The following is a 25,533-nucleotide window of genomic DNA, read 5'->3' on the forward strand; positions in this document are numbered from 1 at the left end:
TGACACGTGCCGCACACCCTCGGATTCCGCCAGGTCGACGTCTTCGCCACGGGCCCCCTCACGGGCAACCCGCTCGCCGTCGTGCACGACGCCGACGACCTCACCGACGACCAGATGGCGGCGTTCGCGCGCTGGACCAACCTGTCCGAGACGACGTTCCTGCTGCGCCCCACCGTCCGCGACGACGGCCCCGCCGCCGACTACCGGGTCCGGATCTGGACGCCGGGCGGCGAGCTGCCGTTCGCCGGCCACCCGACCCTCGGCTCCGCGCACGCCTGGCTCGAGGCCGGGGGGACGCCGCGATCGGCGGACCGGCTGGTCCAGGAGTGCGGCGTCGGGCTCGTGACGGTCCGGCGGGACGGTGAAGGCGGTGGTGGCGACGGCGACCGGCTCGCGTTCGTCGCCCCGCCCCTGCGGCGGTCCGGTCCGGTCGGGCCCGAGGACCTCGCACAGATCGCGCGGGCCCTCCGCGTGGCGGTGGCGGACGTCGAGGACGCCGCCTGGGTCGACAACGGCCCGGGCTGGGTGGCGGCCCGCCTGCGCGACGCCGCGGCCGTGCTCGCCGTCGAACCGGACCTCGCCGCCTTCGGCGACCTCAAGATCGGCGTCGTCGGACCGTACGGGCCGGGGGAGTCGGACGCCGCCGTCGAGGTGCGCGCGCTGTTCGAGGTGAACGGCAGCCTCGTCGAGGACCCGGTCACCGGGAGCCTCAACGCCGGGCTCGGGCAGTGGCTCGCGGGGGAGCACCTGCCGTCGGCCTACGTCGCCTCGCAGGGGACGGCGCTCGGCCGCCGGGGCCGCGTCCACGTCACCCGCGACGCCGACGGCGGGGTGTGGGTCGCGGGAGCGGCGGTCACCACGATCGCGGGCACCGTCACGCTGTAGCCGCGGCGGCGACCCACACGCGCAACGGCCCCACCACCTCGAAGCCGTGCCGCAGCGCGGTCGCGAGATCGTCGCCGCTCTCGTAGCCGACCGCCGGGACGCCCGGGAACAGGCGCGCCACGACGTCCAGCACGCCAGGCCACGCCGACCCGGCACCGCCCGGGCCCGCGAAGACGTTCGAGAGCCCGACCACGCCGTCGGAGCGGGTCGCGACCGCCCCGCCCACGACCTCGCCAGTCCCCGCGCGGCCTGCGAGGACCGTCGTGGCCGGGTCGGTCAGCAGCTCGGGGCGGAACACCTCCGCGTGCCCGGCACCGCCGTCCCACGCGTCCGCCCACGCGCGGAGCGTCGCCGCGTCGTGGACGGGCGCCCAGTCGACTTGCTGGGTCGCTACTACCTGGGTCGACACACCCGGGGCAGAGAAGCTCCGGGCCGGCGCTGACGGCCGGTGGATCCAGCTCGCCTCGAACAGCACCTGGAACGCGTCCCCGTGCCTGTCGCCGACCCTGTCCCCGTTGCTGCCCCCGGCCCCGGCCCCGGCGCCGGGGCGCGGGCCGCTGAGGTCGAGGTCGGCGAAGCTGTCCTTGACGGAGGCGCCCGGCGACCGGGTGTCGATCCGGGCCAGGAGCGCCGCGGCGTCCGCGCCCGGAGCCAGCGTCACCGCGTCCGGGTACAGCGCCGGCGTCCGCACGGGGCTCGCCCACGCGTGTCGGTCGGTGCGGCCGTGGATCGCGTGGGTCTCGCACACCGTCGCGCACCAGGCGGCGTTGTTCCGCGCGGCGGCTCGCACCACGTCCTGGGTCCTCACGTCCCGATCATCCCGGGTGCCCGGGCGGCCGTCGATCCCGTCCGTCGATCCCGTCGACGCCGGGGCCGGGTCGTCCACGCGGCGTTCAGGAGACCGTCAGCATTCCCCGGTGGTCCGCAGGACGCCCCGACCGTCGTCGCAGGTCGGCCGTCTTCCATGACAGGCATGAACCCGCCCACCGATCCTGACCGTCCTGACCGTCCTGACCGTCCTGACCGTCCGCGGCGCTCCCGGCGCTTCGTCGTCCTCGTCACCGCCCTGTCCGTGCTGCTGCCCGTCGGCGGCGTTACCGCGTGGGCGGCGAACCGCTACCTCGTGGAGCACGTGCAGATCGACGACGTCTCCGCGTACGAGGCGGCACAGTCCGCGTCGTCCGCGTCGTCCGCGTCGTCCTCCTCCTCGTCCGCATCCTCGTCGTCCTCGGCCGACGGCGGCACGGTCACCGCGGACGGGTACACCTCGGACGACACGTCGATCTCGCTCGACACGGTCACGCAGGGCAGCGGCGACGACACCGTCACGTTCTACGTGGCGCACGTGGCGCTCGACGACGCGACGCAGCTGCGCTCCGCGTTCGCGCAGGACAAGTTCGGCACCAACATCACCGAGAACACCAGCGACATCGCCGCCGACCACGACGCGATCCTCGCCGTCAACGGCGACTACTACGGCTTCCGCGACACCGGCATCGTCATCCGCAACGGCGTGGTCTACCGCGACGAGGGCGCCCGCGAAGGGCTCGCCTTCTACGCCGACGGCCGCGTCGAGGTGTACGACGAGACGACGACGACCGCCGACGAGCTCGTCGCCGACGGCGTGTGGAACACGCTGTCGTTCGGCCCGGCCGTCGTCGAGGACGGGCAGCCCGTCGACGGCATCGAGGACGTCGAGGTCGACACCAACGTGGGCAACCACTCCATCCAGGGCGAGCAGCCGCGCACCGCGATCGGGGTGGACTCCGACGGCAACCTCGTCATCGTCGTCGTGGACGGCCGCGACCCCGGCTACAGCCGAGGCGTCACGATGACCGAGCTCGCACAGCTCATGATCGACCAGGGCGCCGTCACCGCGTACAACCTCGACGGCGGTGGTTCCTCGACGCTGTACTTCGACGGCGAGGTCGTCAACCGGCCGTCGAACGGCGGCGAGCGCGGCACCTCCGACATCCTGTACGTGGCCCGATGAGCAGCCCGACGAGCAGCCCGACGCCCCTGGTCGTCGTCCCCGCCTACCGTCCCGACCACGCCCTGCCGGCCCTCGTGCGCGAGCTCGCCACCCTCGGCCTGCCCGACGTGCTGGTCGTCGACGACGGCTCCGGGCCCGCCTCCGCCCCCGTGTTCGACGCCGTGACGACGCTCGGCGCCGAGGTGCTGCGGCACGACCGCAACCAGGGCAAGGGCGCCGCCCTGCGGACGGCGTTCGCGCACGCCGTCGAGCACCACCCGGGCCGCGACGTCGTCACCGCGGACGCCGACGGCCAGCACACCCCCGCCAGCGTGCGCGCCGTCGCGGACCGGCTCGCCGCCGGCGGGACCGACGTCGTCGTGGGGGAGCGCGACCTCGCCTCCTCCGGCGTCCCGCTGCGCAGCCGCGTGGGCAACGCGGTCAGCGGCGCCGCCGTCCGCACCGCGACCGGACTGCCCGTCCACGACAGCCAGACCGGGCTGCGCGGGTTCCGTGCCACGGCGCTGCCGTGGCTGCTCGACGTCCCCGGCGACCGCTACGAGTACGAGCTGCGCGTCCTGCTCGAGGCCTCCGCCCGCGGGGCCGTCGTCGCCGGTGTGCCGGTGGCCACCGTGTACCTCGACCACAACGCCTCCTCCCACTTCCGGCCCGTGCGCGACTCCGTCGTCGTCATGACGCCCCTGCTCGCGTTCGCCGCCTCGGGGCTGCTCGCCCTCGGCGTCGACGCGGCGGCGCTGCTCGCCCTCCAGGCGACCACCGGCAGCCTGGCGCTCGCGGTGCTCGGCGCTCGCGTGCTGAGCGCCGGCGTGAACTACGGGGTGAACCGTGCGTTCGTGTTCGGGCGTGCGGGGCGGACGTCGAGGGGCGCGGCGGCGCCGGTGCGCGGGTCCGCGGCGCGGTACGCCGCGCTGGCCCTGCTGCTGCTGGCCGCGAGCTACGGCCTGCTCGACGCCCTGCACGGCACGCTGGGCGTGCCGCTGCTGGCGGCGAAGGTGCTCACGGACGCGGCGCTGTTCGTGGCGAGCTGGACGGTGCAGCGGCAGGTGGTGTTCCCGCCGCCCGCTCCGCCACCCGGCCCACCAGCCGCTCCACCGGCCCCCGGCCGACCAGGAACCGCCACAGCGTCGCCGCACCGAGCGTGACCAGCACCAGCACCAGGAGCGGGCCGTTGGTCGTGGCGCCCAGCAGCTCCCAGCGCCAGATCGCCACGATCTGCAGCGCGTAGACCGTCAGCGCCATCGACCCCACCGCGGCCAGCGGCGCGAGCACCCACCGCCCGACGCGGCCCACGTGCAGGCACAGCCCCACGACCGCGACGGCGAACCCGCCCGACGCGAGCGCCTCGAACGTCGTGTCGTCGTGCGGGCCGGCGAGGAGCAGGCCGGCCGGCCCGGGCCACGGGTCGTGCCACGCGAACGTCGCCCCGTCGACCGAGGACGTCGCGTCGCGCTGGGCCTCGACCGCCGCCTGCCCGCCCGCGGCCGCCACGAACCACCCGGACAGCAGGGTGAACACCGACCAGGCCGCGAGCCCGCCGAGCAGCAGCCCGGTCCGCAGGCGGGCCGAGCGCAGGTCGCAGCGGCCGATCGCCATCCCCGCGAGCACGTACGCCATCCACACGACCGCCGGGTACGCCCCGGTCAGGACGAAGTCGGTCGCGGCGCCGGAGCCGTCGCGCGGCAGGCGCAGCCCCGCCCGCGCGAGCGCCTCCGGACCCCAGTACGCCAGCACCGGCCCGACGAGCGCGACCACCACGGCCAGGACCACGAGCCGCCGCGGCGGCCAGCGCAGGAACGGCAGGGCGAGCACGAAGTAGCAGGCGTAGAAGCCGAGGATGAGCAGCACCCGCGTGCCGAGGAGGTCGAGCAGCGCGACCAGGGCGAGCAGCAGCACGGCCCGCACCAGCAGGCGGGTGCGGGCCCGGCGCAGCGGGTCCCCGTCCAGAGGGCGTGGCCCGCCCGAGACGATCGCGACGGAGATCCCGGCGACCAGCGCGAACAGGATGGACGAGCGGCCGTGCGACAGGTCGAGCAGCCACCAGGCCGGGCCGGCGTCCGGGGTGGTCACGCCGACGTGGGCGGTGAACATCCCGAGCACGGCGACCCCGCGCGCGACGTCGATGCCCGGCACCCGCCCCGGGCCGCCGGAGAGGCGGCCCAGGCCCGCGCGGAGGCGGGAGGTCGGCACGCCCGTGACCGCGGTCATGGCGCGATGATGCCACCGGACACGACGCGCGTCGTCCCGCAGCGTGAGAACCCTGGAGCCGCGCGGAGGCGCGGTCACTACGGTAGGGACCATGAGCGACCTGAGCGCGGAGCCCGCACCCCAGGGCACCCCCGAACCGGCCGGTGCCGACCTCAACGACGCGATCGAGGCGCCGAGCACCCACCACACCGTGCCCAGCAAGGAGTCGGAGTCGTACACGCACGGGCACCACGAGTCCGTGCTGCGCTCCCACCGCAGCCGCACCGCCCAGAACTCGGCCGGCTTCCTGCTGCCGCACCTGCGGGACGACATGTCCCTGCTCGACGTCGGCTGCGGCCCGGGCACGGTGACCGCGGACCTCGGCCGCATCCTCGCCGGCGGGGAGGTCGTCGGCGTCGACGCGAGCCCCCACGTGCTCGAGGCGGCGCGGGAGCACGCCGAGGCGCTCGGGTACGGCAACGTGCGCTTCGAGCAGGCGAACGCCTACGAGCTGCCGTTCGCGGACGACTCGTTCGACGTCGTGTACGCGCACCAGCTGCTGCAGCACCTGTCGGACCCGGTCGCCGCGCTGCGCGAGATGAAGCGCGTCGCGAAGCCCGGCGGGCTCGTGGCGGTGCGCGACGCCGACTACGCGGGCATGGCCTGGTACCCCGAGACGCCGGGCCTCACCGAGTGGAACGAGCTCTACCACGAGGTGACGCACGCGTACGGCTTCGAGCCCGACGCCGGCCGCCGCCTCATGTCGTGGGTGCAGGACGCCGGCATGGACGGCATCGTCCCGTCCGCGTCGTCGTGGTGCTACGCCACCCCGACCGACCGGCAGTGGTGGGGCGAGCTGTGGGCGGAGCGCTGCGTCGAGTCGAACTTCGCCGTCCAGGCCAAGGAGTCCGGCCTCGCCGACGACGTCGCGCTCGAGCAGATCGCCCAGGACTGGCAGGCGTGGGCGCAGGCGCCCGACGGCTGGTTCGCCATCCTGCACGGCGAGGTCCTCGCCCGCGCCTGACGGTGGCGGGCGCACGGCCCGCGTAACCTGGGCGCGTGCGCATCGCGAGATTCACCACCGGAGACGACCCCCGCTTCGCCCTCGTCCAGCAGGAGGGCGACCGCACCTACCTCGCCGTCCTGGGCGGCGACCCGCTCTACATGCCGGCGATGCCGACGGGGGAGCGGATCGAGCTGGGCGACGGCGTCCGGCTGCTCGCCCCGGTGATCCCGCGGTCCAAGGTGGTCGCGGTCGGCAAGAACTACGCCGACCACGCCAAGGAGATGGGTGGCGAGGTCCCCGCGTCCCCGCTGCTGTTCTTCAAGCCGAACACCGCCGTCGTCGGCCCCGACGACCCGGTCGTGCTGCCCGAGTTCACCCGCGAGGTGAGCTACGAGGCCGAGCTCGCCGTCGTCATCTCCAAGGTGTGCAAGGACGTGGAGCCGGAGCACGTGCGCTCGTACGTGCTCGGCTACACCGTGGCCAACGACGTCACGGCGCGCGACGCGCAGCGCACCGACGGCCAGTGGGCGCGCGCCAAGGGCTTCGACACCTCGTGCCCGCTGGGCCCGTGGATCGACACCGACCTGAACCCCGAGGACGTCGCCGTGCGCTCGCGCGTCAACGGCGAGCTCAAGCAGGACGGTCGCACGGCGGACATGGTCTTCGACGTGCCGTTCCTCGTGTCGTACATCAGCAAGGCGATGACCCTGCTGCCGGGCGACGTGATCCTCACGGGCACGCCCGCCGGCGTCGGGCGCATCGACCACGGGGACCGCGTCGAGTGCGAGGTCGAGGGGATCGGCGTCCTCGCCAACCCCGTGTTCCGGCGCGACTGAGATGCCGCTGCGGGACGACGCCCGCTCCGTGCTGCGGCGGATGACGCCGGCCGGAGCGGGCCAGGCCGCGCTGCGCGACCGGTTCGTCGCCCACCTCGACGAGCATCCCGACGGCGTGCTGCGCACGTGCCGGCCGGACCACGTCACCGCCTCCACGGTGGTGCTCTCGGCGGACGCCTCGCGCGTGCTGCTGACCCTGCACGCCAAGGCCGGCCGGTGGTTCCAGCTCGGCGGGCACGCCGAGCCCGGTGACGCCACGCTGGTCGCCGCGGCGCGGCGCGAGGCCGTCGAGGAGTCGGGGCTCGACGTCGTGCTGGACCCCGCGCCCGTGCACCTCGACGAGCACGCCGTACCGTTCTGCGGCCCCGGCGGGGACGCCCACCACCTCGACGTCCGGTTCGTGGCCGTCGCGCCCGACGGCGCCCGGCACGCGGTGAGCGACGAGTCCCTCGACGTGCGGTGGTGGCCCGTGGACGACCTGCCGAACCCGGACCTCGCCGCGATGGTCGCGCTCGCCGTCGCGCGCGTGCGCGGCTCGCGGTAGCGGTCCTCGCCGACGCCCGCCGGGCGCGCGGCCAACTACGCTGGTCCCCGTGATCCCCGCTGCAGGCTCCTCCGACGTCCGTGTCCGCTTCGCCCCGTCGCCGACGGGCATGTTCCACGTGGGCGGCGCGCGCTCCGCGCTGTTCAACTGGGCGGTCGCCAAGCGACAGGGCGGCATCTTCGTGCTGCGCGTCGAGGACACCGACGCGGCGCGGAACAAGCCGGAGTGGGTGGACGGCATCCTCAACGCCCTCGCGGCGCTCGGCATGCACGCCGAGGACCCGACGTTCGAGGGCCCGTACTTCCAGTCGCAGAACGTCGAGAAGCACCGCGACGCGTCCGCCCGCCTGTACGAGGCCGGCCGCGCGTACTACTGCGACTGCACCCGCGACGACGTCGCCGCCCGGACCGGCAACCCCCACTCGGGCTACGACGGCCACTGCCGCGACCGCGGCCTGACCTACGAGCCCGGCCGCGCGCTGCGCTTCCGCACGCCCGACGAGGGCGAGACGCCGGTCGTGGACCTCATCCGCGGCAACCCCACGTTCCCGAACTCCGCGATGGAGGACTTCGTCGTCGCGCGCGGGGACGGCTCGCCCGTCTTCCTGCTCGCGAACGTCGTGGACGACCTCGACGAGGGCATCACGCACGTCATCCGCGGCGAGGAGCACCTGCCGAACACGCCCAAGCAGCAGCTGCTGTGGGAGGCGCTCGGCGCGCAGCCGCCCACGTGGGCGCACCTGCCCGTCATCGTCAACGAGAAGCGCCAGAAGCTGTCCAAGCGCCGCGACAAGGTGGCGCTCGAGGACTACCTCGCCGAGGGCTACCTGGCCGACGCGATGGTCAACTACCTCATGCTGCTCGGCTGGGCGCCGGGCAACGACGAGGAGATCCTCCCGTTCGACGAGCTCGTCGAGCGCTTCCGCATCGAAGACGTCAACAGCGCCTCCGCGTTCTTCGACGTCAAGAAGCTCACGGCGTTCAACGGCGAGTACATCCGCGCGATGTCCGTCCCGGACTTCGTCCAGGCCGTCGACCCGTGGCTGCACGCGCCCCGCGCCCCCTGGGCGGAGGAGCAGTTCGACGCCGCCGCGTTCGCGAAGGTCGCGCCGCTCGCCCAGTCGCGCGTCGCGCTGCTCGCCGACATCACCGACAACGTCGACTTCCTGTTCCTCGACGAGCCGGTCGAGGACGAGCGCTCGTGGTCCAAGGCCATGAAGGAGGGCGCGGCCGAGCTGCTCGCGGACGCGCGCGCCGCGCTCGCGGACCTGGAGCCGTGGGAGGCCGAGCCGCTCAAGGAGCTCGTCACCACGGTGGGGGAGAAGCACGGCCTCAAGCTGGGCAAGGCGCAGGCGCCGGTGCGGGTGGCCGTCACCGGCCGCACCATCGGGCTGCCGCTCTTCGAGTCCCTCGAGGTGCTCGGCCGCGAGCGCACCCTCGCGCGCCTCGACGCCGCGCTCGCGAAGCTGTGAGCGGCGGCGCTCGTGTCGACGGCGTCCTGCTCGACGTCGACGACACGCTGGTCGACACCAAGGGCGCGTTCGCGCAGGCGCTGACGGCCGTCGCCGTCGAGCACCTGCCGCACGTCCCCGCGGAGCTGTACCCGCAGCTCCTGGCGCACTGGCGGTCCGACCCGGGCGGCCACTACAAGCGGTACACGCGAGGCGAGACGGACGCGCTCACGCAGCGCCGGCTGCGCGCGGACCTGCTGCACCGCACGTTCGGGGGCGAGCCGGTCACCGAGGCGTCGTTCGCCGACTGGGACGCGCTGTTCTGGGGCACCTTCGAGCGGTCGTGGACGGCGTTCGACGACGCCGCGGCCGCCCTGGACGTGCTGCGCACGGCCGGCGTCGCGGTGGGCGTCGTGACGAACGCGGCCACCGAGCTGCAGGAGCGCAAGCTGCGTGCCGCCGGCCTCGAGGGGGTGCCCGTGCTGGTGGGCGTCGACACGCTGGGCTACGGCAAGCCGCACCCCGACGTCTTCGTCGAGGGAGCGCGCCGGCTGGGCACCGACGTCGCGCGCACCGCGTACGTCGGTGACGAGCCGACGACGGACGCGCTGGCGGCTCGTGCCGCCGGGCTGAGGGGCGTGTGGCTCGACCGCCCGGGCGCGCGCCGCGACGACGAGCACCACGTGGACGCCGACGCGCTGCGCGCCGAGGGGATCGTCGTCCTGCCGGACCTGAAGGGCCTGCCCGACGCCCTCGGCCTCTGACCGAAAAGTTGTCAGAACCAGGGACGGGTATGCCCTGACCTGGTTCTGACAGGTGCACGGTGCCGCGCGTTGTCAGAACCACGTGCGGGTATACGCGCGCGTGGTTCTGACAGGTCTCAGGGGGCGAGCAGCAGGACGGCGCCGAGCCCGACCCCGCTGACGACGACGGCGCCCGCCGCGCCGAGCAGCAGTGGCCGGCGGGCGGTCCGGGCGAGGCGCGGGACGTCGACGCCGGTGCCGAGCGCGAACATCGCGGCGACGAACAGGATCGTCGTGAGCTGCTGCGCGACGTCGAGGACGGCGTCGGGCAGCAGGCCGGTGCTGCGGACCAGGACCGCCGCGAGGAAGCCCAGCACGAAGCCGGGCACGAGCGGCGCGCGCCGCCCGCGCGGTGCGGCGGCGTCCGTCTCGGTCGGCGTCGTGTCGGTGGACATCGTCGGGGCGGCGAGGGCCGAGCGCCGCGCGAGCAGCGCGCCCGTCCCCGCGACGAGGGGCGCCAGCAGCACCACCCGGGCGAGCTTGGTGACGGTGGCGGTGGCCAGCGCGGCCGCCGAGACGGTGCCCGCGGCGGCGACCACCTGGGCCACCTCCTGGACGCTGGCGCCGATCCACAGCCCGGTCTGGTGGTCGGTGAGGCCCAGCGCGCCCGCGAGCGGGGGCATGGCGAAGATCGCGATCGTGCCGTAGACGGTGACGAGGGCGAGCGCGGCGGCGACGTCGTCGCGCAGCCGGGAGCCGCCGCGCGGGTCGCGCTCCAGCACGCTCGTCATCGCCGAGACGGCGGCCGCGCCGCAGATCGAGAACCCGGTGGCGACGAGCAGCGCGGTGGCGCGCGGCACCCGCAGCAGGCGGCCGAGGCCGAGGATCGCGGCGAACGTGCAGGTCACGGTGACGACGACGACGCCGATGCCGCGCCAGCCGAGCGCGAGCACGTCCGGGATCGAGAGCTGGAGTCCGAGCAGCACCACGCCGGCGCGCAGCACCGTCCGCGCGGTCCAGTCCGTGCCCGGCCGGACGCGGCCGACGACACGGGCCGCCCGGTCGCTGCGGGGCGCGACCCGTCCGAGCACCGACCCCACCACCGCGCCCGCGAGGAGGGCGAGCACGAGCGGGGAGACCGCGCCGCCGGTCACGGGAGCCAGCAGCCGGCTCGCGCCGAGCAGGACCACGGTGGCGACCGCGGCGAGCGCGAGGCCGGGTGCGAGGCCGCGCGCGGCATCCGTCCGGGGGCGGGGCGGTGCGGAGAGGGTGGTGGGCACGTCACCAGGCTCGCGACGCGGCGGCTGGTCCGGAAGCGCCAGGTGCCGATCCATCCATAGACTCACGCTATGGCAGACCGTCCTCCGCTGGCCGCCCTCGAGCTGCTGGTCGCGCTCGACACCCACGGGTCCATCAGCGCGGCCGCCCGCGCGGCCGGGGTGTCGCAGCCCACGGCGTCGGCCGGTCTGCACCGGCTGGAGCGGCGTCTGGGACTCGAGCTGCTGGCCCGCGGCCCGCGCGGGACGGCGCTCACCGTGGCGGGGCGCCGGGTCGCGGACGCGGCCCGCGGCGTCGTCGATGCCGTCGACCAGTTCGAGGCCACGGCCGCGACGCTGCGCTCGGCACCGTCCGCCGGCCTGCGAGTGGCCGCGAGCCTGACGATCGCCGAGTACCTCGCGCCGCGGTGGCTGGCCGCCTTCGGGCGGGACGAGCGCGCGCGGGGCGCAGCGGCCGCCGACGTCGAGCTCGTCGTGCGCAACTCCCGCGAGGTCATGGAGCTGGTGCTCGAGGGCGCCGCGGAGCTCGGCTTCGTGGAGAGCCCCACCGTGCGGCGCGGGCTGCTGTCCCGTGTGGTGGCCCACGACGAGCTGGTGGCCGTCGTCGCGCCGGCCCACCCGTGGGCGCGACGACGGTCGGTCGGCCCGGAGCTGCTGGTCACGGGTCGCCTCGTGCTGCGGGAGGAAGGCTCCGGCACCCGCGACGTGCTGGAGGAGGCGCTGGGGCAGGCGGGGGTGCGGCTGCCCGCCCAGGTCACCGCGCTGGGCTCGACGGCGGCGGTGAAGGCCGCCGTGCGGCACGGGGAGGGCGTCACGGTCCTGTCCGCGCTGACCGTGGCCGACGACGTCGCCGCCGGGCACCTGGTGACGGTGCCGATCGCGCAGCTCGACCTCTCGCGTCGGCTGCGCGTGGTGTGGCGGGACGGCGCGTCCCTCTCCGCGCCCGCGCGGCGGCTCGCGGCCGTGGCAGGAGCGCGCTGACCGGCGTCTCACCGGCCTTAGACCGGCCTGGCGGGGCCCGGTCAGCGCCGGGACGTGCGGTAGGCGTGCGTGACGTACGGCAGGTCGATCGTCGCGCGGCCGGCGAGCTGCCGGTGCGTGGCGGTGAGGTTGTCGACGTCGGCCAGCAGTGCCGCGCGCTCGTCCGCGGCGAGGGTCAGCAGGTAGCTGCGGGTGCCGGCGAGGGTGCGCAGCGCGGACACGGGGAGCCGGTCGGACCAGGGGAACTCGCGGGCCTCGGTCTCGGTGAACGTGTCGGCGTGCTCCCCGCCGAGCCCCGGCGGGCGGTGGTGCGTCGCGTCGGGGGTCAGGCGGTCGCCGCGGTGCAGGATCTCGCCGAAGCGCGCCACCCAGTCGACGCCCGTGTCGCGCTGGTTCCACACGACCCCGAGCGTGCCGCCGGGCCGCAGGACGCGTGCGATCTCCGCCGCGGCCCGCTCGGGCTCGAACCAGTGCCACGCCTGTCCCACGAGCACCGCGTCGACCGAGGCGTCCGCGAGCGGGAGGTCCTCGGCCGTGCCCCGGAGGGTCTGGACCCCCGGCAGGCGTGCGGCGAGCTCGTCGAGCATCGCGGACGACGGGTCGACGGCGACGACCTCCGGCGCGTCGTCCAGGACGTCGAGCGCGGCCTCCGTGAGCTTGCCCGTCCCTGCGCCGAGGTCGAGGACCCGGCGCGGACGACCGGTCAGGAGCCACCGCAGCGCTTCGGCCGGGTAGGACGGCCTGACCTGCGCGTACGTGTCGGCACCTTGCTCGAACGATGCCGCGCGGTCGGCGTGGGAGTGCGGGTCGGCGGCGCGGGATCGCTCGTCACCGGCGGGTTCGGACGGGTGCCGCGCGGGCGTGGGGGAGGTCATGGGCGCGAGCCTCCCACGGCCCGCTCCGAGCGTGACGCACGGCACCCCCGTGGCGTTTTGGCCGACGGCCCGACGTCCGGTAATGTTTTCCGACGTTGGGCCTGGCAAGGGCGCTCGACGATGTCGGGTTTGCCTGGAGGGTCCGATCCATTGGGGTATGGTGTAATTGGCAGCACGAGAGATTCTGATTCTCTTAGTCTAGGTTCGAGTCCTGGTACCCCAGCGCAGCGCTCTTCTCCCGCTCTTGGCGGCGCGCAGAGCTTGCACGGCACGGAGACCCTTCGAGGTCGCCGAGTCATAGGCCCCCATCGTCTAGCGGCCTAGGACGCCGCCCTCTCACGGCGGTAACGCGGGTTCAAATCCCGCTGGGGGTACGCAGGTCGTCCGTTCGCGGTCGACCTTGGGTCTTCGCCTCACGGCGCGGCCCAGCTCCAAGGCCCCCATCGTCTAGCGGCCTAGGACGCCGCCCTCTCACGGCGGTAACGCGGGTTCAAATCCCGCTGGGGGTACACAGTGCGAGGCCCGGTCCACACGGACCGGGCCTTCGTCGTTCCTGCCATCGCTCCCTGCTGTCCGCCCTGCCCGTCGGTCCCGCCTGTCGGTGCGGCCCGTCGTCGTGCGGGTCAGAGGTACGGCTCGGGCACGGTGCCGCCGTCGGTCCGCGGGTGGTCGATCCGGACGCCCGTGGGGGCCCAGTTGGCGGGGTGCGCTCCAGGGCTCGGCTGCGCCTCCGGCGGCCGCGGGGCCGGGGCGGCGGGCTGCACCGCGATCGGCTGCGTCGTCGGGCGCGGCCCCTCCGGCGTGCTGCGGCCCGGCACGATCGTCGGGCCGCCCGACGTGGGCCCCGCCGGGCCCGCCGGCAACGGTCCGGCCGACGATCCGCCGCCGGGGAGGACGTCATCGTCGTCGTCGTTCTTGTGGCCCGGGGTGAACAGGGTGTCGCAGAGCGTGCGGTACGTGGCGTCCGGGTGCGGCACGTGCTTGATGGTGCGCAGCGCCTGGTCCTGGCCGGCGGACTCCATGTCGAAGCGCCCGTACCCGAGCACCTGCCCCAGGGGGCTGCGGGAGTACCCCATGTCCGTGACCTTCTTGAGCGGCATCATCGCCACCTTGTGCACCACGAGCCCGTACAGCAGCAGGAGCCGCTTGTCCGTGGCCACGAACCACTCGTAGCGCCACTCGAGGCACCGCCACGCCAGGCGCGCGGCGGCCAGGAGCCAGACGAGCCACAACCACTGCGCGACGCCGCGCACCTCGACCGGCGTGGACATGACGATCGTGCCGATCAGCAGGAACGCGCCCACGGTCGTGGCGATCGGCCCGAGCAGGCTGGCCCAGTGGCGTCGGGTCGCGACGATGACGTGCTCGTGGGGGAGGACGTAGCGCCGCAGGTTCCCGTGCGCGCGGACGGTGGCGCGCTGGCGGGGCTCGTCGGTCACCACGGGACGGCTAGGACGCGATGGTCGAGAAGAACTCGACGAAGCTGGAGATCGTGTTGGCGATGAAGTCCCAGATCGACGTGACGATGTTCCCGGCCCGGTTGGGGTCGTTCACGATCGCGAAGATCAGGAAGATCACGACGATCCAGATCAGCAGGGTCTTGGCCTTGGCGGGCATCAGGTCCTCGCGCCTCTCGGGGTCTCGGGGCAGGGTTGCCCCACCAGCCAGGAGCGTACTGACCTGGCTCGACGCCGGACAGCACCGGGCCCGGCGCGCCGCGTCGGCTGGCGGCGGGCCGGGCCCGAGGTGGTACGGACGGTGGTCAGGTGGGGCGGGCGGTCACTCGCCGGCGCGGCGGAGCACCTCGGTGAGGCGGTTGGCGGCGGAGACCACCGCGGCCGAGTGCAGGCGCCCCGGCTGGCGGGTGAGCCGCTCGACCGGGCCGGAGACGGACACGGAGGCCACGACGCGGCCGGACGGGCCGCGCACCGGGGCGGACACGGAGGCGACGCCGAGCTCGCGCTCGGACACCGACTGCGCCCACCCGCGGCGGCGCACGCCGGACAGGATGGTGGCGGTGAAGACGGCCTCGCGCAGGCCGCGGTGCAGGCGGTCCGGCTCCTCCCAGGCGAGCAGGATCTGCGCCGCGGAGCCCGCGTGCATCGTGAGCGTGGCGCCGACGGGGATCGAGTCGCGCAGGCCGACCGGCCGCTCCGCGGCGGCCACGCACACGCGATGGTCGCCCTGGCGGCGGTAGAGCTGCGCGCTCTCGCCCGTGTGGTCGCGCAGCGCCGTGAGCACGGGGTTGGCCGCGGCGAGGAGCCGGTCCTCGCCGGCCGCCGTCGCGAGCTCGTTGAGGCGCGGTCCGAGCACGAACCGGCCCTGCATGTCGCGGCCCACGAGCCGGTGGTGCTCGAGCGCGACGGCCAGTCGGTGCGCCGTGGGGCGGGCCAGTCCGGTCGAGGAGACCAGCTGCGCCAGGGTGGCGGGACCCGCCTCCAGTGCACCCAGCACGGACGCGGCCTTGTCCAGTACGCCGACTCCGCTAGTATCGTCCATAGGACGATATTGGCGTCTCGCCCACTGAGATTGCAAGTCGAGGACCGCATCTCACTGGACGGGACCGTCTCGCGGACCGAGCCTCGCTGGTTCCGACCGGCGGTATCGACCGAGACACGCACACGTATGGAGGCCGCGGACGACGCGGCGGACGAGGAGCACATGATGGCCGGCACGCTGGCGGAGAAGGTCTGGGAGGCGCACCTGGTGCGCCGTGGCAGCGACGGGGCACCCGACCTCCTCTACATCGACCTGCACCTCGTCCACGAGGTGACGAGCCCGCAGGCCTTCGAGGGTCTGCGCCTCGCCGGGCGCCCGGTCCGGCGCCCCGACCTCACCATCGCGACCGAGGACCACAACACCCCGACGCTCGACATCGACCTGCCGATCGCGGACCTCACCAGCCGCACGCAGATCGACACGCTGCGCAACAACGCGCGCGAGTTCGGCGTCCGCATCCACTCGCTCGGCGACGCCGACCAGGGGATCGTGCACCAGGTCGGCCCGCAGCTCGGCCTGACGATGCCCGGCCTGACCGTGGTCTGCGGCGACTCGCACACGTCCACGCACGGTGCGTTCGGCGCGCTGGCCTTCGGCATCGGCACCTCCGAGGTCGAGCACGTGCTCGCCACGCAGACGCTGCCCCTGGCGCCGTTCAAGACGATGGCGATCACGGTGAACGGCGAGCTGCCCCCGGGCGCCACCAGCAAGGACATCATCCTGGCGATCATCGCCAAGATCGGCACCGGCGGCGGCCAGGGCTACGTGCTCGAGTACCGCGGCGAGGCCATCCGCACGCTCTCGATGGAGGCGCGGATGACCATCTGCAACATGTCCATCGAGGCCGGCGCCCGCGCCGGCATGATCGCGCCGGACGAGACCACGTTCGAGTACCTCAAGGGCCGCCCGCACGCGCCCGAGGGCGAGGACTGGGACGCCGCCGTCGAGTACTGGTCGACGCTGCGCAGCGACGACGACGCCGAGTTCGACGCCGAGGTCGTGCTCGAGGCGGCCGACCTCGAGCCGTTCGTCACCTGGGGCACGAACCCGGGCCAGGGCCTCCCGCTGTCGGCGTCCGTGCCGGTGCCGGAGGAGATCGCGGACGCCAACGAGCGCGTCGCCGCCGAGCGGGCCCTGGAGTACATGGGCCTCGTGGCGGGTACCGCGCTGCGGGACGTGAAGGTCGACACCGTCTTCATCGGCTCGTGCACCAACGGCCGCATCGAGGACCTCCGCTCGGTGGCGAAGGTGCTCCAGGGCCGCCAGAAGGCCGACGACGTGCGCGTGCTCGTGGTACCCGCGTCGGCCCGCGTGCGCCTGCAGGCCGAGGCCGAGGGCCTGGACGTCATCTTCAAGGAGTTCGGCGCCGAGTGGCGCAACGCCGGGTGCTCCATGTGCCTGGGCATGAACCCCGACCAGCTCGCGCCGGGCGAGCGCGCGGCGTCGACCTCGAACCGCAACTTCGAGGGTCGCCAGGGCAAGGGCGGCCGCACCCACCTCGTGTCGCCGCTCGTCGCGGCCGCCACGGCCATCCGCGGCACGCTGTCCTCGGTGTCGGACCTCGAGCTCGACGGCGACGTCGACCTCACGACGTTCGACGGCAGCCCGCTGGCGCCGCTGTCCGCCCCGTCCTTCGTCTGACCCCCACCCCGTCGCAGAAGATCGTCCAGGAGTTCGTCATGGAGAAGTTCACCACCCACACGGGCGTCGGGGTGCCGCTGCGCCGCAGCAACGTCGACACCGACCAGATCATCCCCGCCGTCTACCTCAAGCGCGTGACCCGCACGGGCTTCGAGGACGCGCTGTTCGCGGCGTGGCGCGGCGACCCGTCGTTCGTGCTCAACCAGGACGCCTACAAGGCCGGCTCCGTGCTGGTCGCGGGCCCCGACTTCGGCACCGGCTCGTCCCGGGAGCACGCGGTGTGGGCACTCAAGGACTACGGCTTCCGCGTCGTCCTCGCCCCCCGGTTCGCAGACATCTTCCGCGGCAACTCGGGCAAGCAGGGCCTCGTGGCCGGCGTGGTCTCGCCCGAGGACATCGAGATCCTCTGGAAGATCCTCGAGACCAAGCCCGGCACCGAGGTGACCGTGGACCTCGAGGCGCGCACCGCGCACGCCGACGACGTCACGGTGCCGTTCCAGATCGACGACTACACCCGCTGGCGCCTCATGGAGGGCCTGGACGACATCGGCCTCACGCTGCAGCACGCGGACGAGATCGCCGCGTTCGAGGCGGAGCGCGCGTCCTGGCGCCCCAGGACGCTGCCCGCCAAGCACCTCCCGAACGTGCCGATCGAGCCCGCGCGCCCGGTGGGCTGACCCTGCTGACTGCAACGTGCGTGCTGACTTGATCCTCAAACAGGCCGTTTGAGAATCAAGTCAGCACGCACGATGTCGTTGCGGTCAGCTCGCCCGGTGGCGGGCGCCGCCCTCGAGGTGGATCGTCTCGCCGGAGACGAAGCCGGCACGCAGCAGCCACAGCACCGCGTCGACGACGTCGTCGGGCTCGCCGTGGCGGCCGACCAGGGTGCCCGCCGCGCTCTTGCTCAGCAGCGCGGCCTTGCCGGCGCCCAGCCGGTCCCAGGCCCCCGAGTCCACGACGCCGGGGGAGATGGCGTTGACCCGCACCGGCGCGAGGTCGGCCGCGAGGTGCCGGGCCAGGAACTCGACCGCGCCGTTGGTCGTCCCCTTGACGAGCGAGCCGGGACCGGGCCGCCAGCCGATCACCCCGGAGAACAGCACGATCGAGCCGCCCGGCCGGAGCACCGGCGCGAAGTGCTTGGCGACCAGCATCGGCCCGATGACCTTCGCCGTGAACGCCGTGACCAGCCGGTCGTGGTCCAGCTCGACGGCGCGCACGTCGTGGGGCGCCGAGCCGGTCGTCACGATGTGGTCGATGCCGTCCGTGAACCGGCCGGCCGCGTCGGCAGTGTCGTCTCGTCCGCCAGGTCGATGCGCACCGCCGTCCCGCCGACCTCGGCAGCCACCACCTCGGCGACGGCCAGGTCGCGCGCTCCGACCAACACGTCGTACCCCTCCTTCGCCGCACGCCGTGCGACCGCCGCCCCCAGCGCCCGTGCGCCACCGATGACCAGGATCCGTTCCATCGTCGTCACTCCCTCTCGTAGGATCAGGAACGACGGTATGGATTTGATACCGGTATCTTCAACGGAACTGGGAGCACCCGTGGGCAAGGCGTACAACGTCATGGCGGCGACGTGTCCGAGCCGGACCGTGCTGCACCGCATCGGCGCCCGCTGGACCGTGTTCGTCGTCAACGCGCTCGCCGACGGGCCGCGCCGGTTCACCGAGCTGAAGGCACACATCCAGGGCATCACCCCGAAGGTCCTGACCGAGACCCTGCGCTCCCTCGAGGCCGACGGGCTGATCAGCAGGCTCGACCACGGTGAGAACCCGCCGCGCGTCGAGTACGACCTGACGCCGCTAGGGCGATCGCTCCTGGTGCCCTTGCTTGCGGTCCGTGCCTGGGCCGAGGAGCATGTGCCGGACATCGAGGCCGCCCGCGCCCGGCACGAGGACGAGGCGTACGCCGACGCGTTCTGAGCCGTGTCCGACCCCTGTCTGCCCGGGCCGCGCCGCCCGGGTCGCGACCGGCGGTCAGACGGCGGGCGGGCCCTGCCGGACGCGGTCGAGCAGCCGCTCCGGGGTCGCATGCTCCGGGTCCCACCACGAGTCGATGAACCAGGTCGCACCGGCGTCCGCGAAGGCGCGGGCCAGGTCGCGTGCCTCGGCGGGGTCGGACGGGAGCAGGCCGGAGGCGACGACGTCGAACGCGCCGGCGTCGGGCCCGCGCTGCTCGGCGATCCAGGCGGTGAGCTCGCGGACCGCGTCCGGGCCGGCCTCGGCCTCCTCCGGGGTGGTGCCGCGCACCTGCACGACGATCCCGTCCCAGGCCAGCGTGCGGCGCAGGTTCTTCAGCGGCGGGCGCTGCGCGTCCCACACGCCCACGGGCCACACGGGGATGTGGCCGCGCACCGGGGGAGCGGCGAACCGGAACGGGCCGGTGCGCACGTGCTCGCCGTCGGCCTCGAACGTCTCGCCCGACCACGACGTCCGCAGCCAGTCGAGCGTCTCGTCGAGCGCGCGTGCTCGTCCCCGCAGGTCCGTCACCTGACCGGGCACCGAGGTGAAGCCCCGGTCGTCCAGCACGCCGACGCCTGCCGGCAGCACGAGGCGGCCGCCGGAGAGGTGGTCCACCGTGAGCGCGCGCTGCGCGAGCTCCCACGCCCGGTGCCGGGGGACCGCGAACACCATCGCACCGAGCGTGATCCGCTCCGTCACGGCCGCCGCCCCGGCGAGGATCGCGAACGGGTCCCAGGTGGTGAGCGCGTCACCGCCCCAGTCGCCCATGCTCATCCCGTCCCAGGAGAAGAAGCCGTCCCAGCCGTGCTCCTCGCCTTCGCGCGCGAGGTCGACCATCTGCTGCGGGGTGCCGAAGCTCCCGACGAACCCGAACCTCATGCGCGTCTCCTTCGCCGTGGTCTCGCGGTGGTGAGATGTCGGAGCGACGCTACGCGCGGCCTCCGACACCGCCACGGAACGTAGGGTGTGCGAGTGCCTGACGAGAACGACAAGCCCCTGGTCGAGATGTGGACCGACGGTGCCTGCAAGGGCAACCCCGGCCTCGGCGGCTGGGGCGCGTTGATGCGCTCGGGCGAGCACACCAAGGAGCTCTACGGCGGGGACCCGCTCACCACGAACAACCGCATGGAGCTCACCGCCGTCGTCGAGGGGCTGCGTGCCCTCAAGCGGCCGAGCACCGTCGTCATCCACGTCGACTCGTCGTACGTGATGAACGGCATGCAGACCTGGATCAAGGGCTGGAAGCGCAACGCCTGGACCACGGCCGCCAAGAAGCCCGTGAAGAACGTCGACCTGTGGCAGGCGCTCGACGCCGAGGTCACCAAGCACGACGTGCGCTGGGTGTGGGTCAAGGGGCACGCCGGGGACCCCGGCAACGAGCGCGCCGACGCGCTCGCGAACCTCGGCGTCGACGCGGTCCGGTAACTTCGGCCCGGTAACTTCGGCCGGTAGCGTCGGTCCGGTACCTCAGGGAGCCTCGCTCGCCTGCCGCCGGTCGTGCTCCTCGCGACGGGCGAGGACCGCGTCCATGTGCCCCTCTGGCCACGCCTTGATGTCCCGCATCATGCACTGCAGCGAGAGCCCGAGGTCGGTCAGCTCGTAGGTCACCGTCGCGGGAACCGTGGCGGTCACGGTCCTGGTCAGCAGCCCGTCGCGCTCGAGCGAGCGCAGGGTCTGGGTGAGCATCTTCTGGCTCACGCCGGAGATCCGCCGCGCGAGCTCGGAGTAGCGCATCGGGCGCGGCCCGGACCCGGGGTCGGCGCCGGGACCCTCGCCGCTGAGGGCGGCGACCACGAGGGCGACCCACTTGTCGGAGATCCGGGCGAGGAGCTGGCGGCTCGGGCAGGCGGCGAGGAACGCGTCGTACTCCCTCCGCGCCTCGTCGCGCTGCTGCGCCGCGGTCATGGTCGGCATCGGCCCTCGTCCCTCCGGGGTGGGTTACGCACTTTCAGATGCCTTCTTCCTGATGGGGAGTCCTTCGTCGATGGTGGGGGTGTTCCACCGCCACCGCAAGATCCGACGCTAGATCCGACGCTGAAGGAGCACCCACCATGAACCACCAGACGTCCCGCCAGGTCGTCGTCCGCGTGCCGGGAGGGCCGGAGTCCCTCGAGCTCGTCGACGTGCCCGTCGCCGAGCCCGGACCCGGCCAGGTGCGGATCGCCGTGGCCGCCGCGGCGATCAACCCCCTGGACCTCGACGTCGCGAGCGGCCGGCTCCCCGCGCCCGTCCGGCCGGGCGTGCACGTCGCCCTCGGCCGGGACTTCTCGGGCATCGTCGAGGCCACCGGCGACGACGTCGCGCTGGCCGTCGGCACCCGCGTGGCCGGCTTCGTGGATGGGGCCGACCCCGAGCGTGGCTCGCACGCCGACCGGCTGGTCGTCGACGCGTCCGACGTCGCTGTCCTGCCCGACGGCCTGTGCGCCAACGTGGCGGCGAGCGCGCCTCTGGGCCTGACCACCGCCGCCCAGGTGGCGGAGATCGTCGGGGCCGCTCCCGAGGAGGGGCGGCGGCTGCTGGTGACCGGGGCCGCCGGCGTCGTGGGGGCTGCCGTCGCGGTGCTCGCCCGGGAACAGGGCTGGCAGGTGACCGGGCTGGCGCGGGCCAGAGACGAGGCCTTCGTGCGCGGGCTCGGCGTCGACCACGCCACGGCGACGACGCCGGGCTGGGACGTCGTCGTCGACACCGCGGCCATGGAGGGCGAGGCGCTCTCCCTCGTCCGCGACGGCGGGCGGCTCGTCGGCACGCAGCCCGGACGCGAGCCGCGCGCCGAGCGTGGCGTCGAGGTCGGCTCGGCCGGCAGCCGCCCGGACGGGCCGTTGCTCGCGCGGCTGCTCGCCCGTGTCGCCGCAGGCACCCTGCCCGCCCGGATCCACGCGGCCATGCCGCTCACCGAGGTCGTCGACGCCTACCGGCTGCTGGCCAAGGGCGGCGTGCGCGGCCGGGTGGTGGTCCTCCCGTGATCACCACCGTCGCGACCGTGCTCGCCGGGCTGATCGCGCTCGCCGTCGTCGTCATGGGCGCGAGCTTCCTCTGGGCGCCCGCCAGGGCCGTCGGCTTCGGCATCCCCGGCCTGCCGGTGCAGGACCGCGCCGTCCAGGCGTGGTCGCGGGTCAAGGGCAACCGCGACGTCGGCGCCGGGCTCCTGCTGCTCGTCGTCCTCGTCGGGGGCACGCCGTCGCTGCTCGGGGCGGTCATGATCGCCGCAGCGGGCATGGCGGCCGCCGACGCGGTCACCGTGGTGCGGGCCGGGGGACCGCGGGTGACGGCCTACGGCGTGCACGCGGCGACGGCGGCCGTCATGGTCGTCGTCGGGCTCGTGCTGCTCGTCGCGTGAGGGCGGCCCCGCAGGAGGTGCGACGGACGTCACGCCGCAGGGGTGCCCGCGCCCTAATAGGCTGGGCCCATGGCTTCCCACTACGACGTCGTCCTCCTCGGGGCTGGCCCCGGCGGCTATGTCGCCGCGATCCGTGCGGCCCAGCTCGGCAAGTCCGTCGCGATCATCGAGGAGAAGTACTGGGGTGGTGTGTGCCTCAACGTGGGCTGCATCCCCTCCAAGGCCCTCCTGCGCAACGCGGAGCTGTCGCACATCTTCACGCACCAGGCCGACTTCTTCGGCATGTCGGGTGACGTGACGTTCGACTTCGGCAAGGCGTTCGACCGGTCCCGCGAGGTGGCGGACGGCCGGGTCAAGGGCGTCCACTTCCTCATGAAGAAGAACAAGGTCACCGAGTACGACGGCCGCGGCACGTTCCGCGACGCGAACACGATCGAGGTGACGCTGAACAAGGGCGGCACCGAGACGGTGACGTTCGACAACGCCATCATCGCCACCGGCTCGCGCGTGCGCCTGCTGCCGGGTGTCGAGCTCAGCGAGAACGTCGTGACCTACGAGAAGCAGATCATGACCCGCGAGCTGCCGAAGTCGATCGCCATCGTCGGCGCCGGCGCCATCGGCATGGAGTTCGGCTACGTCCTCAAGAACTACGGCGTGGACGTCACGATCATCGAGTTCCTCGACCGTGCGCTGCCGAACGAGGACGCGGACGTCTCCAAGGAGATCGCCAAGCAGTACAAGAAGATGGGCGTCAAGATCCTGACGTCCACCGCCGTGCAGACGATCAAGGACGACGGCTCGTCCGTCACCGTCTCCTACAAGGGCGTCAAGGACGACAAGCCGGGCGAGCTCGTCGTCGACAAGGTCCTGTCCGCCGTCGGCTTCGCGCCGAACGTCGAGAACTTCGGCCTCGAGAACACCGGCGTGCAGCTCACCGAGCGCGGCGCCATCGCCATCGACGACCACATGCGCACCAACGTGCCGCACATCTTCGCCATCGGTGACGTCACCGCCAAGCTCATGCTGGCGCACGTCGCCGAGGCGCAGGGCGTCGTCGCCGCCGAGACCATCGCGGGCGCCGAGACCCAGACCCTCGGCGACTACCGCATGATGCCGCGCGCCACGTTCTGCTCCCCGCAGGTCGCGTCGTTCGGCCTCACCGAGCAGCAGGCCAAGGACGAGGGCTACGACGTCAAGGTCGCCTCCTTCCCGTTCATGGCGAACGGCAAGGCCCACGGCCTCGGCGATCCGACCGGGTTCGTCAAGATCGTCGCCGACGCCAAGTACAACGAGCTGCTGGGCGCCCACATGATCGGCCCCGACGTCTCCGAGATGCTGCCCGAGCTCACCCTCGCGCAGAAGTGGGACCTCACCGCCGACGAGGTCGCGCGGAACGTGCACACGCACCCCACGCTGTCCGAGTCCGTGCAGGAGGCCATCCACGGCATCGTGGGGCACATGATCAACTTCTGATCGGCGGACGTCGGTCGGGCGAGATCGCCTGTCAGAGGCCCGGAGTCGCGGTTCGCCGCGGCTCCGGGCCTCTTTCTGTCTGGAGGTCCGCGCACACCTATGGACAGGCGTGCCCCCTGCGTGCCACTCGGAGTGGCACGCAGCGGGCACGAAACCAGGGAGGTCGAGATGGCTGAGAAGAGGGTGACGGCACAGCGTCGCGAAGCATGGGGCCGGCTGCGCCAGCTGCCGTCGAAGCGGTGGCGGGCCCGCTACACGGACCCCGACGGCAAGGTGAACTCGGCGCGCACGGAGGGCGGGCAGCCGCTGACGTTCCTCACGAAGACCGACGCGCGCGGGTTCCTCAACCAGACGCACACGGCGATTGTGCGCGGGGAGTGGGCAACGTCGTGCTGCGCCAGCAGAGGGCGACCATGGCGCGGGGCATCGACCTCGCCGCGCGGATAAGCGCCACCGCGCTGTAGGGGTTCGAGTCACCGCGGCAGTAGTGTTTGCGCGCTACGCACCGCACGTCGATGAGGAGGGCCCATGGGGGAGCCGCGTCGCACGATCGACGGATACACCGGTCGGGGGTATCTCGCACTGGTTGCCGCCCTCCTGGGGGTTGTTCTGAGCATTGTCTCGGTCTCCTTCGTCACGTGGGTGGCTGATCGTGCCGAGCGTGCGGCGCGCCTTGTCGCCGAGGGCGAGCGGGCTCTGGCCAGCAGCGCTGAGGTGTACCGGTGCCGGGGGCGCTGTGCCGACGACTTCGTGGCGGTGGTCGAGTTCCCGGGCGGTCCTCGGAGGGTTGAGATCGTGGACGTCGACTTCGATCGGAACGGCCTCACCGAGGGGCGGTGGTTCCCGGCCCCTGCCCCGTACGACGAACCGTTCTCCGTGCTGTACGACCCCGAGGACGAGATGTCGATGATGACCGAGATCGACGCCCTGGTCTCCTCGGGCGACATCGCTCCGTGGGGCGTCGTATGGACATGCGTCGCCTGGACGCTGGTTTGGGCATGGCCGGCATTCAGCGCGACACGTTCAGCGGTTCGACGCGACCGCGAGGACCGCAGTCGTCTTGCGGCGATGGAGCCCACCCAGGAGCCGCGCCCATCGCCGTAGCGGTCCTGACCTGCTGGGGACTGCGGCACACCTGTGTCGTGTCGGAGGCACGACAGTGCCGCCGAGGGAGGAGTGGGGTCACGGGAGCCGCACACGTTCAGGAACGGCCGACCGGGGCGAAGGCGGCTCGTCGCCCTCGCCGTCGCGGCCGACGAGCTCAGCGTGTCGGTCAAGACCGTCCGCCGGCACAACGCCGACGGCACGGTGACCGGGTATCGGGTGGGGCGGCTCATCCGCGTGGATCTCGACGAGCTTCGCGAGCGGCTGGCGGTCGCGATTCCGACAGTGCGGACCTAGCACGGGCAGGCATGCTTGGCTCGGCTAGGTCGGGATTTCAGAATGCGTTGACCGCTACGCTGCGGCCATGGCGATGACTCCCACGGCCCAGACCCGAAGGCGGAGCATCTGGTGGTTCTTGGGCACGATCGTCGTGATCTTGATCCTGGCTAGCGCCGTGGCGATTGCGATGCCCCTACTGCTGTCTCTCGGTGCCGACCTCTGAAGCAGGGCCAGGTCCGTCGTGGAATCGAGGCGCGGCCAGTTCTGATTGTCGGCCGTGTCGTGGCAAGAGGTGCTGGACGGGGCTCGATCCCGCCGATGCGCGCACTCCTGGACACGCTCGTACCGATACTGGGCTCCTCGCAGACGTGACCCGAGGCGGTCGACGCTTGGGTTGTCCCGCGCAGCACAGATCACCCGGGCAGAGTCTGCGACAGGGTGTCGGTGGCGATAGCCTCGGGCAGC

Annotated in this window: 29 protein-coding genes, 3 tRNA genes and 1 pseudogene; 22 read left to right on the forward strand and 11 right to left on the reverse strand. The window is 73.3% G+C overall.

From position 1 onward, the window contains the following. Window positions 1-6: 6 nt before the first annotated feature. Window positions 7-885 carry a PhzF family phenazine biosynthesis protein gene (locus ACWGKI_RS00810; protein WP_452183888.1) on the forward strand — a complete coding sequence of 293 codons (879 nt, stop codon included), beginning with the start codon at window positions 7-9 and terminating at the stop codon, window positions 883-885. Here the strand turns inward: ACWGKI_RS00810 and ACWGKI_RS00815 are convergent. After that, on the reverse strand, window positions 875-1,693 hold the full coding sequence (locus ACWGKI_RS00815) for a hypothetical protein (protein ID WP_452183890.1): 819 nt from the start codon (window positions 1,691-1,693) through the stop codon (window positions 875-877). The genes ACWGKI_RS00810 and ACWGKI_RS00815 overlap by 11 nt on opposite strands. Before the next feature lie 156 nt (window positions 1,694-1,849). Here ACWGKI_RS00815 and ACWGKI_RS00820 point away from each other — a divergent pair, with 156 nt between their 5' ends. Further along, a complete protein-coding gene (locus ACWGKI_RS00820) occupies window positions 1,850-2,878 on the forward strand; it encodes a phosphodiester glycosidase family protein (protein ID WP_452183892.1) in 1,029 nt (342 codons plus the stop codon). Beyond that, window positions 2,875-3,870: pseudogene (locus tag ACWGKI_RS00825) on the forward strand (glycosyltransferase family 2 protein); the annotation flags it as partial. The gene ACWGKI_RS00820 and the pseudogene ACWGKI_RS00825, both read left to right, overlap by 4 nt. Window positions 3,871-3,874: 4 nt before the next feature. Here the strand turns inward: ACWGKI_RS00825 and ACWGKI_RS00830 are convergent. Further along, window positions 3,875-5,083 carry a heparan-alpha-glucosaminide N-acetyltransferase domain-containing protein gene (locus ACWGKI_RS00830; RefSeq protein WP_452183894.1) on the reverse strand — a complete coding sequence of 403 codons (1,209 nt, stop codon included), beginning with the start codon at window positions 5,081-5,083 and terminating at the stop codon, window positions 3,875-3,877. Window positions 5,084-5,174: 91 nt separating this feature from the next. On the opposite strand from ACWGKI_RS00830, the gene ACWGKI_RS00835 reads away from it, so the two are divergent. Genes ACWGKI_RS00835 through ACWGKI_RS00855 form a run of 5 tightly spaced genes read left to right on the forward strand, consistent with a single transcriptional unit; the run spans window position 5,175 to window position 9,662 of the window. After that, window positions 5,175-6,086 carry a class I SAM-dependent methyltransferase gene (locus ACWGKI_RS00835; protein WP_380243320.1) on the forward strand — a complete coding sequence of 304 codons (912 nt, stop codon included), beginning with the start codon at window positions 5,175-5,177 and terminating at the stop codon, window positions 6,084-6,086. 35 nt (window positions 6,087-6,121) lie between these two features. Next, window positions 6,122-6,904 (forward strand): fumarylacetoacetate hydrolase family protein, encoded by a 783-nt coding sequence (locus ACWGKI_RS00840; protein ID WP_380243319.1) that lies wholly within the window; start codon window positions 6,122-6,124, stop codon window positions 6,902-6,904. Window position 6,905: 1 nt separating this feature from the next. Beyond that, window positions 6,906-7,448: an NUDIX hydrolase gene (locus tag ACWGKI_RS00845; RefSeq protein ID WP_452183897.1), complete on the forward strand. Its 543-nt coding sequence runs from the start codon at window positions 6,906-6,908 to the stop codon at window positions 7,446-7,448. Between the two features lie 49 nt (window positions 7,449-7,497). Continuing rightward, on the forward strand, window positions 7,498-8,919 hold the full coding sequence (gene gltX, locus ACWGKI_RS00850; protein WP_452183899.1) for a glutamate--tRNA ligase: 1,422 nt from the start codon (window positions 7,498-7,500) through the stop codon (window positions 8,917-8,919). Further along, window positions 8,916-9,662 carry an HAD family hydrolase gene (locus ACWGKI_RS00855; RefSeq protein ID WP_452183901.1) on the forward strand — a complete coding sequence of 249 codons (747 nt, stop codon included), beginning with the start codon at window positions 8,916-8,918 and terminating at the stop codon, window positions 9,660-9,662. The genes gltX and ACWGKI_RS00855 overlap by 4 nt, the downstream gene beginning before the upstream one ends. A 116-nt stretch (window positions 9,663-9,778) precedes the next feature. Here ACWGKI_RS00855 and ACWGKI_RS00860 read toward each other — a convergent pair whose 3' ends face one another. Beyond that, window positions 9,779-10,921 carry a YeiH family protein gene (locus ACWGKI_RS00860; protein WP_452183903.1) on the reverse strand — a complete coding sequence of 381 codons (1,143 nt, stop codon included), beginning with the start codon at window positions 10,919-10,921 and terminating at the stop codon, window positions 9,779-9,781. 69 nt (window positions 10,922-10,990) lie between these two features. Between ACWGKI_RS00860 and ACWGKI_RS00865 the strand changes: the two genes are divergently transcribed. Next, on the forward strand, window positions 10,991-11,899 hold the full coding sequence (locus ACWGKI_RS00865) for a LysR substrate-binding domain-containing protein (protein WP_452183905.1): 909 nt from the start codon (window positions 10,991-10,993) through the stop codon (window positions 11,897-11,899). Between the two features lie 41 nt (window positions 11,900-11,940). Here the strand turns inward: ACWGKI_RS00865 and ACWGKI_RS00870 are convergent, their stop codons facing one another. Continuing rightward, complete coding sequence (locus tag ACWGKI_RS00870) at window positions 11,941-12,774, reverse strand: class I SAM-dependent methyltransferase (protein WP_452183907.1); 834 nt, start codon at window positions 12,772-12,774, stop codon at window positions 11,941-11,943. 151 nt (window positions 12,775-12,925) lie between these two features. Between ACWGKI_RS00870 and ACWGKI_RS00875 the strand changes: the two genes are divergently transcribed. From ACWGKI_RS00875 to ACWGKI_RS00885, 3 genes are all read left to right on the forward strand, one after another. Then, window positions 12,926-12,997 (forward strand) — tRNA-Gln (locus ACWGKI_RS00875). Between the two features lie 78 nt (window positions 12,998-13,075). Continuing rightward, window positions 13,076-13,148: transfer RNA gene (locus ACWGKI_RS00880), tRNA-Glu, on the forward strand. 62 nt (window positions 13,149-13,210) lie between these two features. Further along, window positions 13,211-13,283, forward strand: a tRNA-Glu gene (locus ACWGKI_RS00885). Window positions 13,284-13,397: 114 nt separating this feature from the next. On the opposite strand, the gene ACWGKI_RS00890 is transcribed toward ACWGKI_RS00885, so the two are convergent. The 3 genes from ACWGKI_RS00890 to ACWGKI_RS00900 form a co-directional block, all read right to left on the reverse strand. After that, window positions 13,398-14,213 (reverse strand): PH domain-containing protein, encoded by an 816-nt coding sequence (locus ACWGKI_RS00890; RefSeq protein WP_452183909.1) that lies wholly within the window; start codon window positions 14,211-14,213, stop codon window positions 13,398-13,400. Between the two features lie 10 nt (window positions 14,214-14,223). Continuing rightward, a complete protein-coding gene (locus ACWGKI_RS00895; protein WP_380243311.1) occupies window positions 14,224-14,391 on the reverse strand; it encodes a hypothetical protein in 168 nt (55 codons plus the stop codon). A 162-nt stretch (window positions 14,392-14,553) separates the two neighbouring features. After that, a complete protein-coding gene (locus tag ACWGKI_RS00900; RefSeq protein WP_079574616.1) occupies window positions 14,554-15,273 on the reverse strand; it encodes an IclR family transcriptional regulator in 720 nt (239 codons plus the stop codon). Between the two features lie 165 nt (window positions 15,274-15,438). On the opposite strand from ACWGKI_RS00900, the gene leuC reads away from it, so the two are divergent. Both leuC and leuD read left to right on the forward strand, forming a co-directional pair. Continuing rightward, on the forward strand, window positions 15,439-16,914 hold the full coding sequence (gene leuC / locus ACWGKI_RS00905; protein ID WP_452184080.1) for a 3-isopropylmalate dehydratase large subunit: 1,476 nt from the start codon (window positions 15,439-15,441) through the stop codon (window positions 16,912-16,914). A gap of 38 nt (window positions 16,915-16,952) precedes the next feature. Further along, window positions 16,953-17,591: a 3-isopropylmalate dehydratase small subunit gene (gene leuD / locus ACWGKI_RS00910; RefSeq protein ID WP_380243310.1), complete on the forward strand. Its 639-nt coding sequence runs from the start codon at window positions 16,953-16,955 to the stop codon at window positions 17,589-17,591. 84 nt (window positions 17,592-17,675) lie between these two features. Here leuD and ACWGKI_RS00915 read toward each other — a convergent pair whose 3' ends face one another. Further along, window positions 17,676-18,158, reverse strand: a complete 483-nt coding sequence (locus ACWGKI_RS00915; RefSeq protein WP_452183912.1) for an SDR family oxidoreductase — start codon at window positions 18,156-18,158, stop codon at window positions 17,676-17,678. Continuing rightward, window positions 18,155-18,481 (reverse strand): hypothetical protein, encoded by a 327-nt coding sequence (locus ACWGKI_RS00920; protein WP_452183914.1) that lies wholly within the window; start codon window positions 18,479-18,481, stop codon window positions 18,155-18,157. The genes ACWGKI_RS00915 and ACWGKI_RS00920 overlap by 4 nt, the downstream gene beginning before the upstream one ends. On the opposite strand from ACWGKI_RS00920, the gene ACWGKI_RS00925 reads away from it, so the two are divergent. Continuing rightward, window positions 18,480-18,836 (forward strand): winged helix-turn-helix transcriptional regulator, encoded by a 357-nt coding sequence (locus ACWGKI_RS00925; protein WP_452183916.1) that lies wholly within the window; start codon window positions 18,480-18,482, stop codon window positions 18,834-18,836. The genes ACWGKI_RS00920 and ACWGKI_RS00925 overlap by 2 nt on opposite strands. Window positions 18,837-18,890: 54 nt before the next feature. Here ACWGKI_RS00925 and ACWGKI_RS00930 read toward each other — a convergent pair whose 3' ends face one another. After that, window positions 18,891-19,754, reverse strand: a complete 864-nt coding sequence (locus ACWGKI_RS00930; RefSeq protein ID WP_452183918.1) for an LLM class flavin-dependent oxidoreductase — start codon at window positions 19,752-19,754, stop codon at window positions 18,891-18,893. Window positions 19,755-19,847: 93 nt separating this feature from the next. Between ACWGKI_RS00930 and rnhA the strand changes: the two genes are divergently transcribed. Beyond that, window positions 19,848-20,300: a ribonuclease HI gene (gene rnhA, locus ACWGKI_RS00935; RefSeq protein ID WP_452183920.1), complete on the forward strand. Its 453-nt coding sequence runs from the start codon at window positions 19,848-19,850 to the stop codon at window positions 20,298-20,300. Between the two features lie 42 nt (window positions 20,301-20,342). Here the strand turns inward: rnhA and ACWGKI_RS00940 are convergent, their stop codons facing one another. Then, window positions 20,343-20,789, reverse strand: coding sequence for a winged helix-turn-helix transcriptional regulator (locus ACWGKI_RS00940; RefSeq protein ID WP_452183922.1), 447 nt, complete (start codon window positions 20,787-20,789; stop codon window positions 20,343-20,345). 137 nt (window positions 20,790-20,926) lie between these two features. Between ACWGKI_RS00940 and ACWGKI_RS00945 the strand changes: the two genes are divergently transcribed. The 6 genes from ACWGKI_RS00945 to ACWGKI_RS00970 all read left to right on the forward strand — a co-directional run bounded on the left by ACWGKI_RS00945 (window position 20,927) and on the right by ACWGKI_RS00970 (window position 25,086). Next, a complete protein-coding gene (locus ACWGKI_RS00945) occupies window positions 20,927-21,838 on the forward strand; it encodes an alcohol dehydrogenase catalytic domain-containing protein (protein WP_452183924.1) in 912 nt (303 codons plus the stop codon). Then, complete coding sequence (locus ACWGKI_RS00950) at window positions 21,835-22,212, forward strand: DUF4267 domain-containing protein (protein ID WP_452183926.1); 378 nt, start codon at window positions 21,835-21,837, stop codon at window positions 22,210-22,212. Before ACWGKI_RS00945 ends, ACWGKI_RS00950 begins: the two co-directional genes overlap by 4 nt. Before the next feature lie 69 nt (window positions 22,213-22,281). Continuing rightward, entirely contained in the window at window positions 22,282-23,685 is a 1,404-nt protein-coding gene (gene lpdA / locus ACWGKI_RS00955; RefSeq protein WP_380240351.1) for a dihydrolipoyl dehydrogenase, read from the forward strand. 168 nt (window positions 23,686-23,853) lie between these two features. Next, entirely contained in the window at window positions 23,854-24,132 is a 279-nt protein-coding gene (locus ACWGKI_RS00960) for a hypothetical protein (protein WP_452183929.1), read from the forward strand. Between the two features lie 81 nt (window positions 24,133-24,213). Beyond that, window positions 24,214-24,789 carry a hypothetical protein gene (locus ACWGKI_RS00965; protein ID WP_452183931.1) on the forward strand — a complete coding sequence of 192 codons (576 nt, stop codon included), beginning with the start codon at window positions 24,214-24,216 and terminating at the stop codon, window positions 24,787-24,789. 162 nt (window positions 24,790-24,951) lie between these two features. Beyond that, entirely contained in the window at window positions 24,952-25,086 is a 135-nt protein-coding gene (locus tag ACWGKI_RS00970) for a helix-turn-helix domain-containing protein (protein ID WP_452183933.1), read from the forward strand. The last annotated feature ends 447 nt before the right edge of the window (window positions 25,087-25,533 follow it).

This window comes from Isoptericola sp. NPDC055881 (assembly GCF_053615895.1).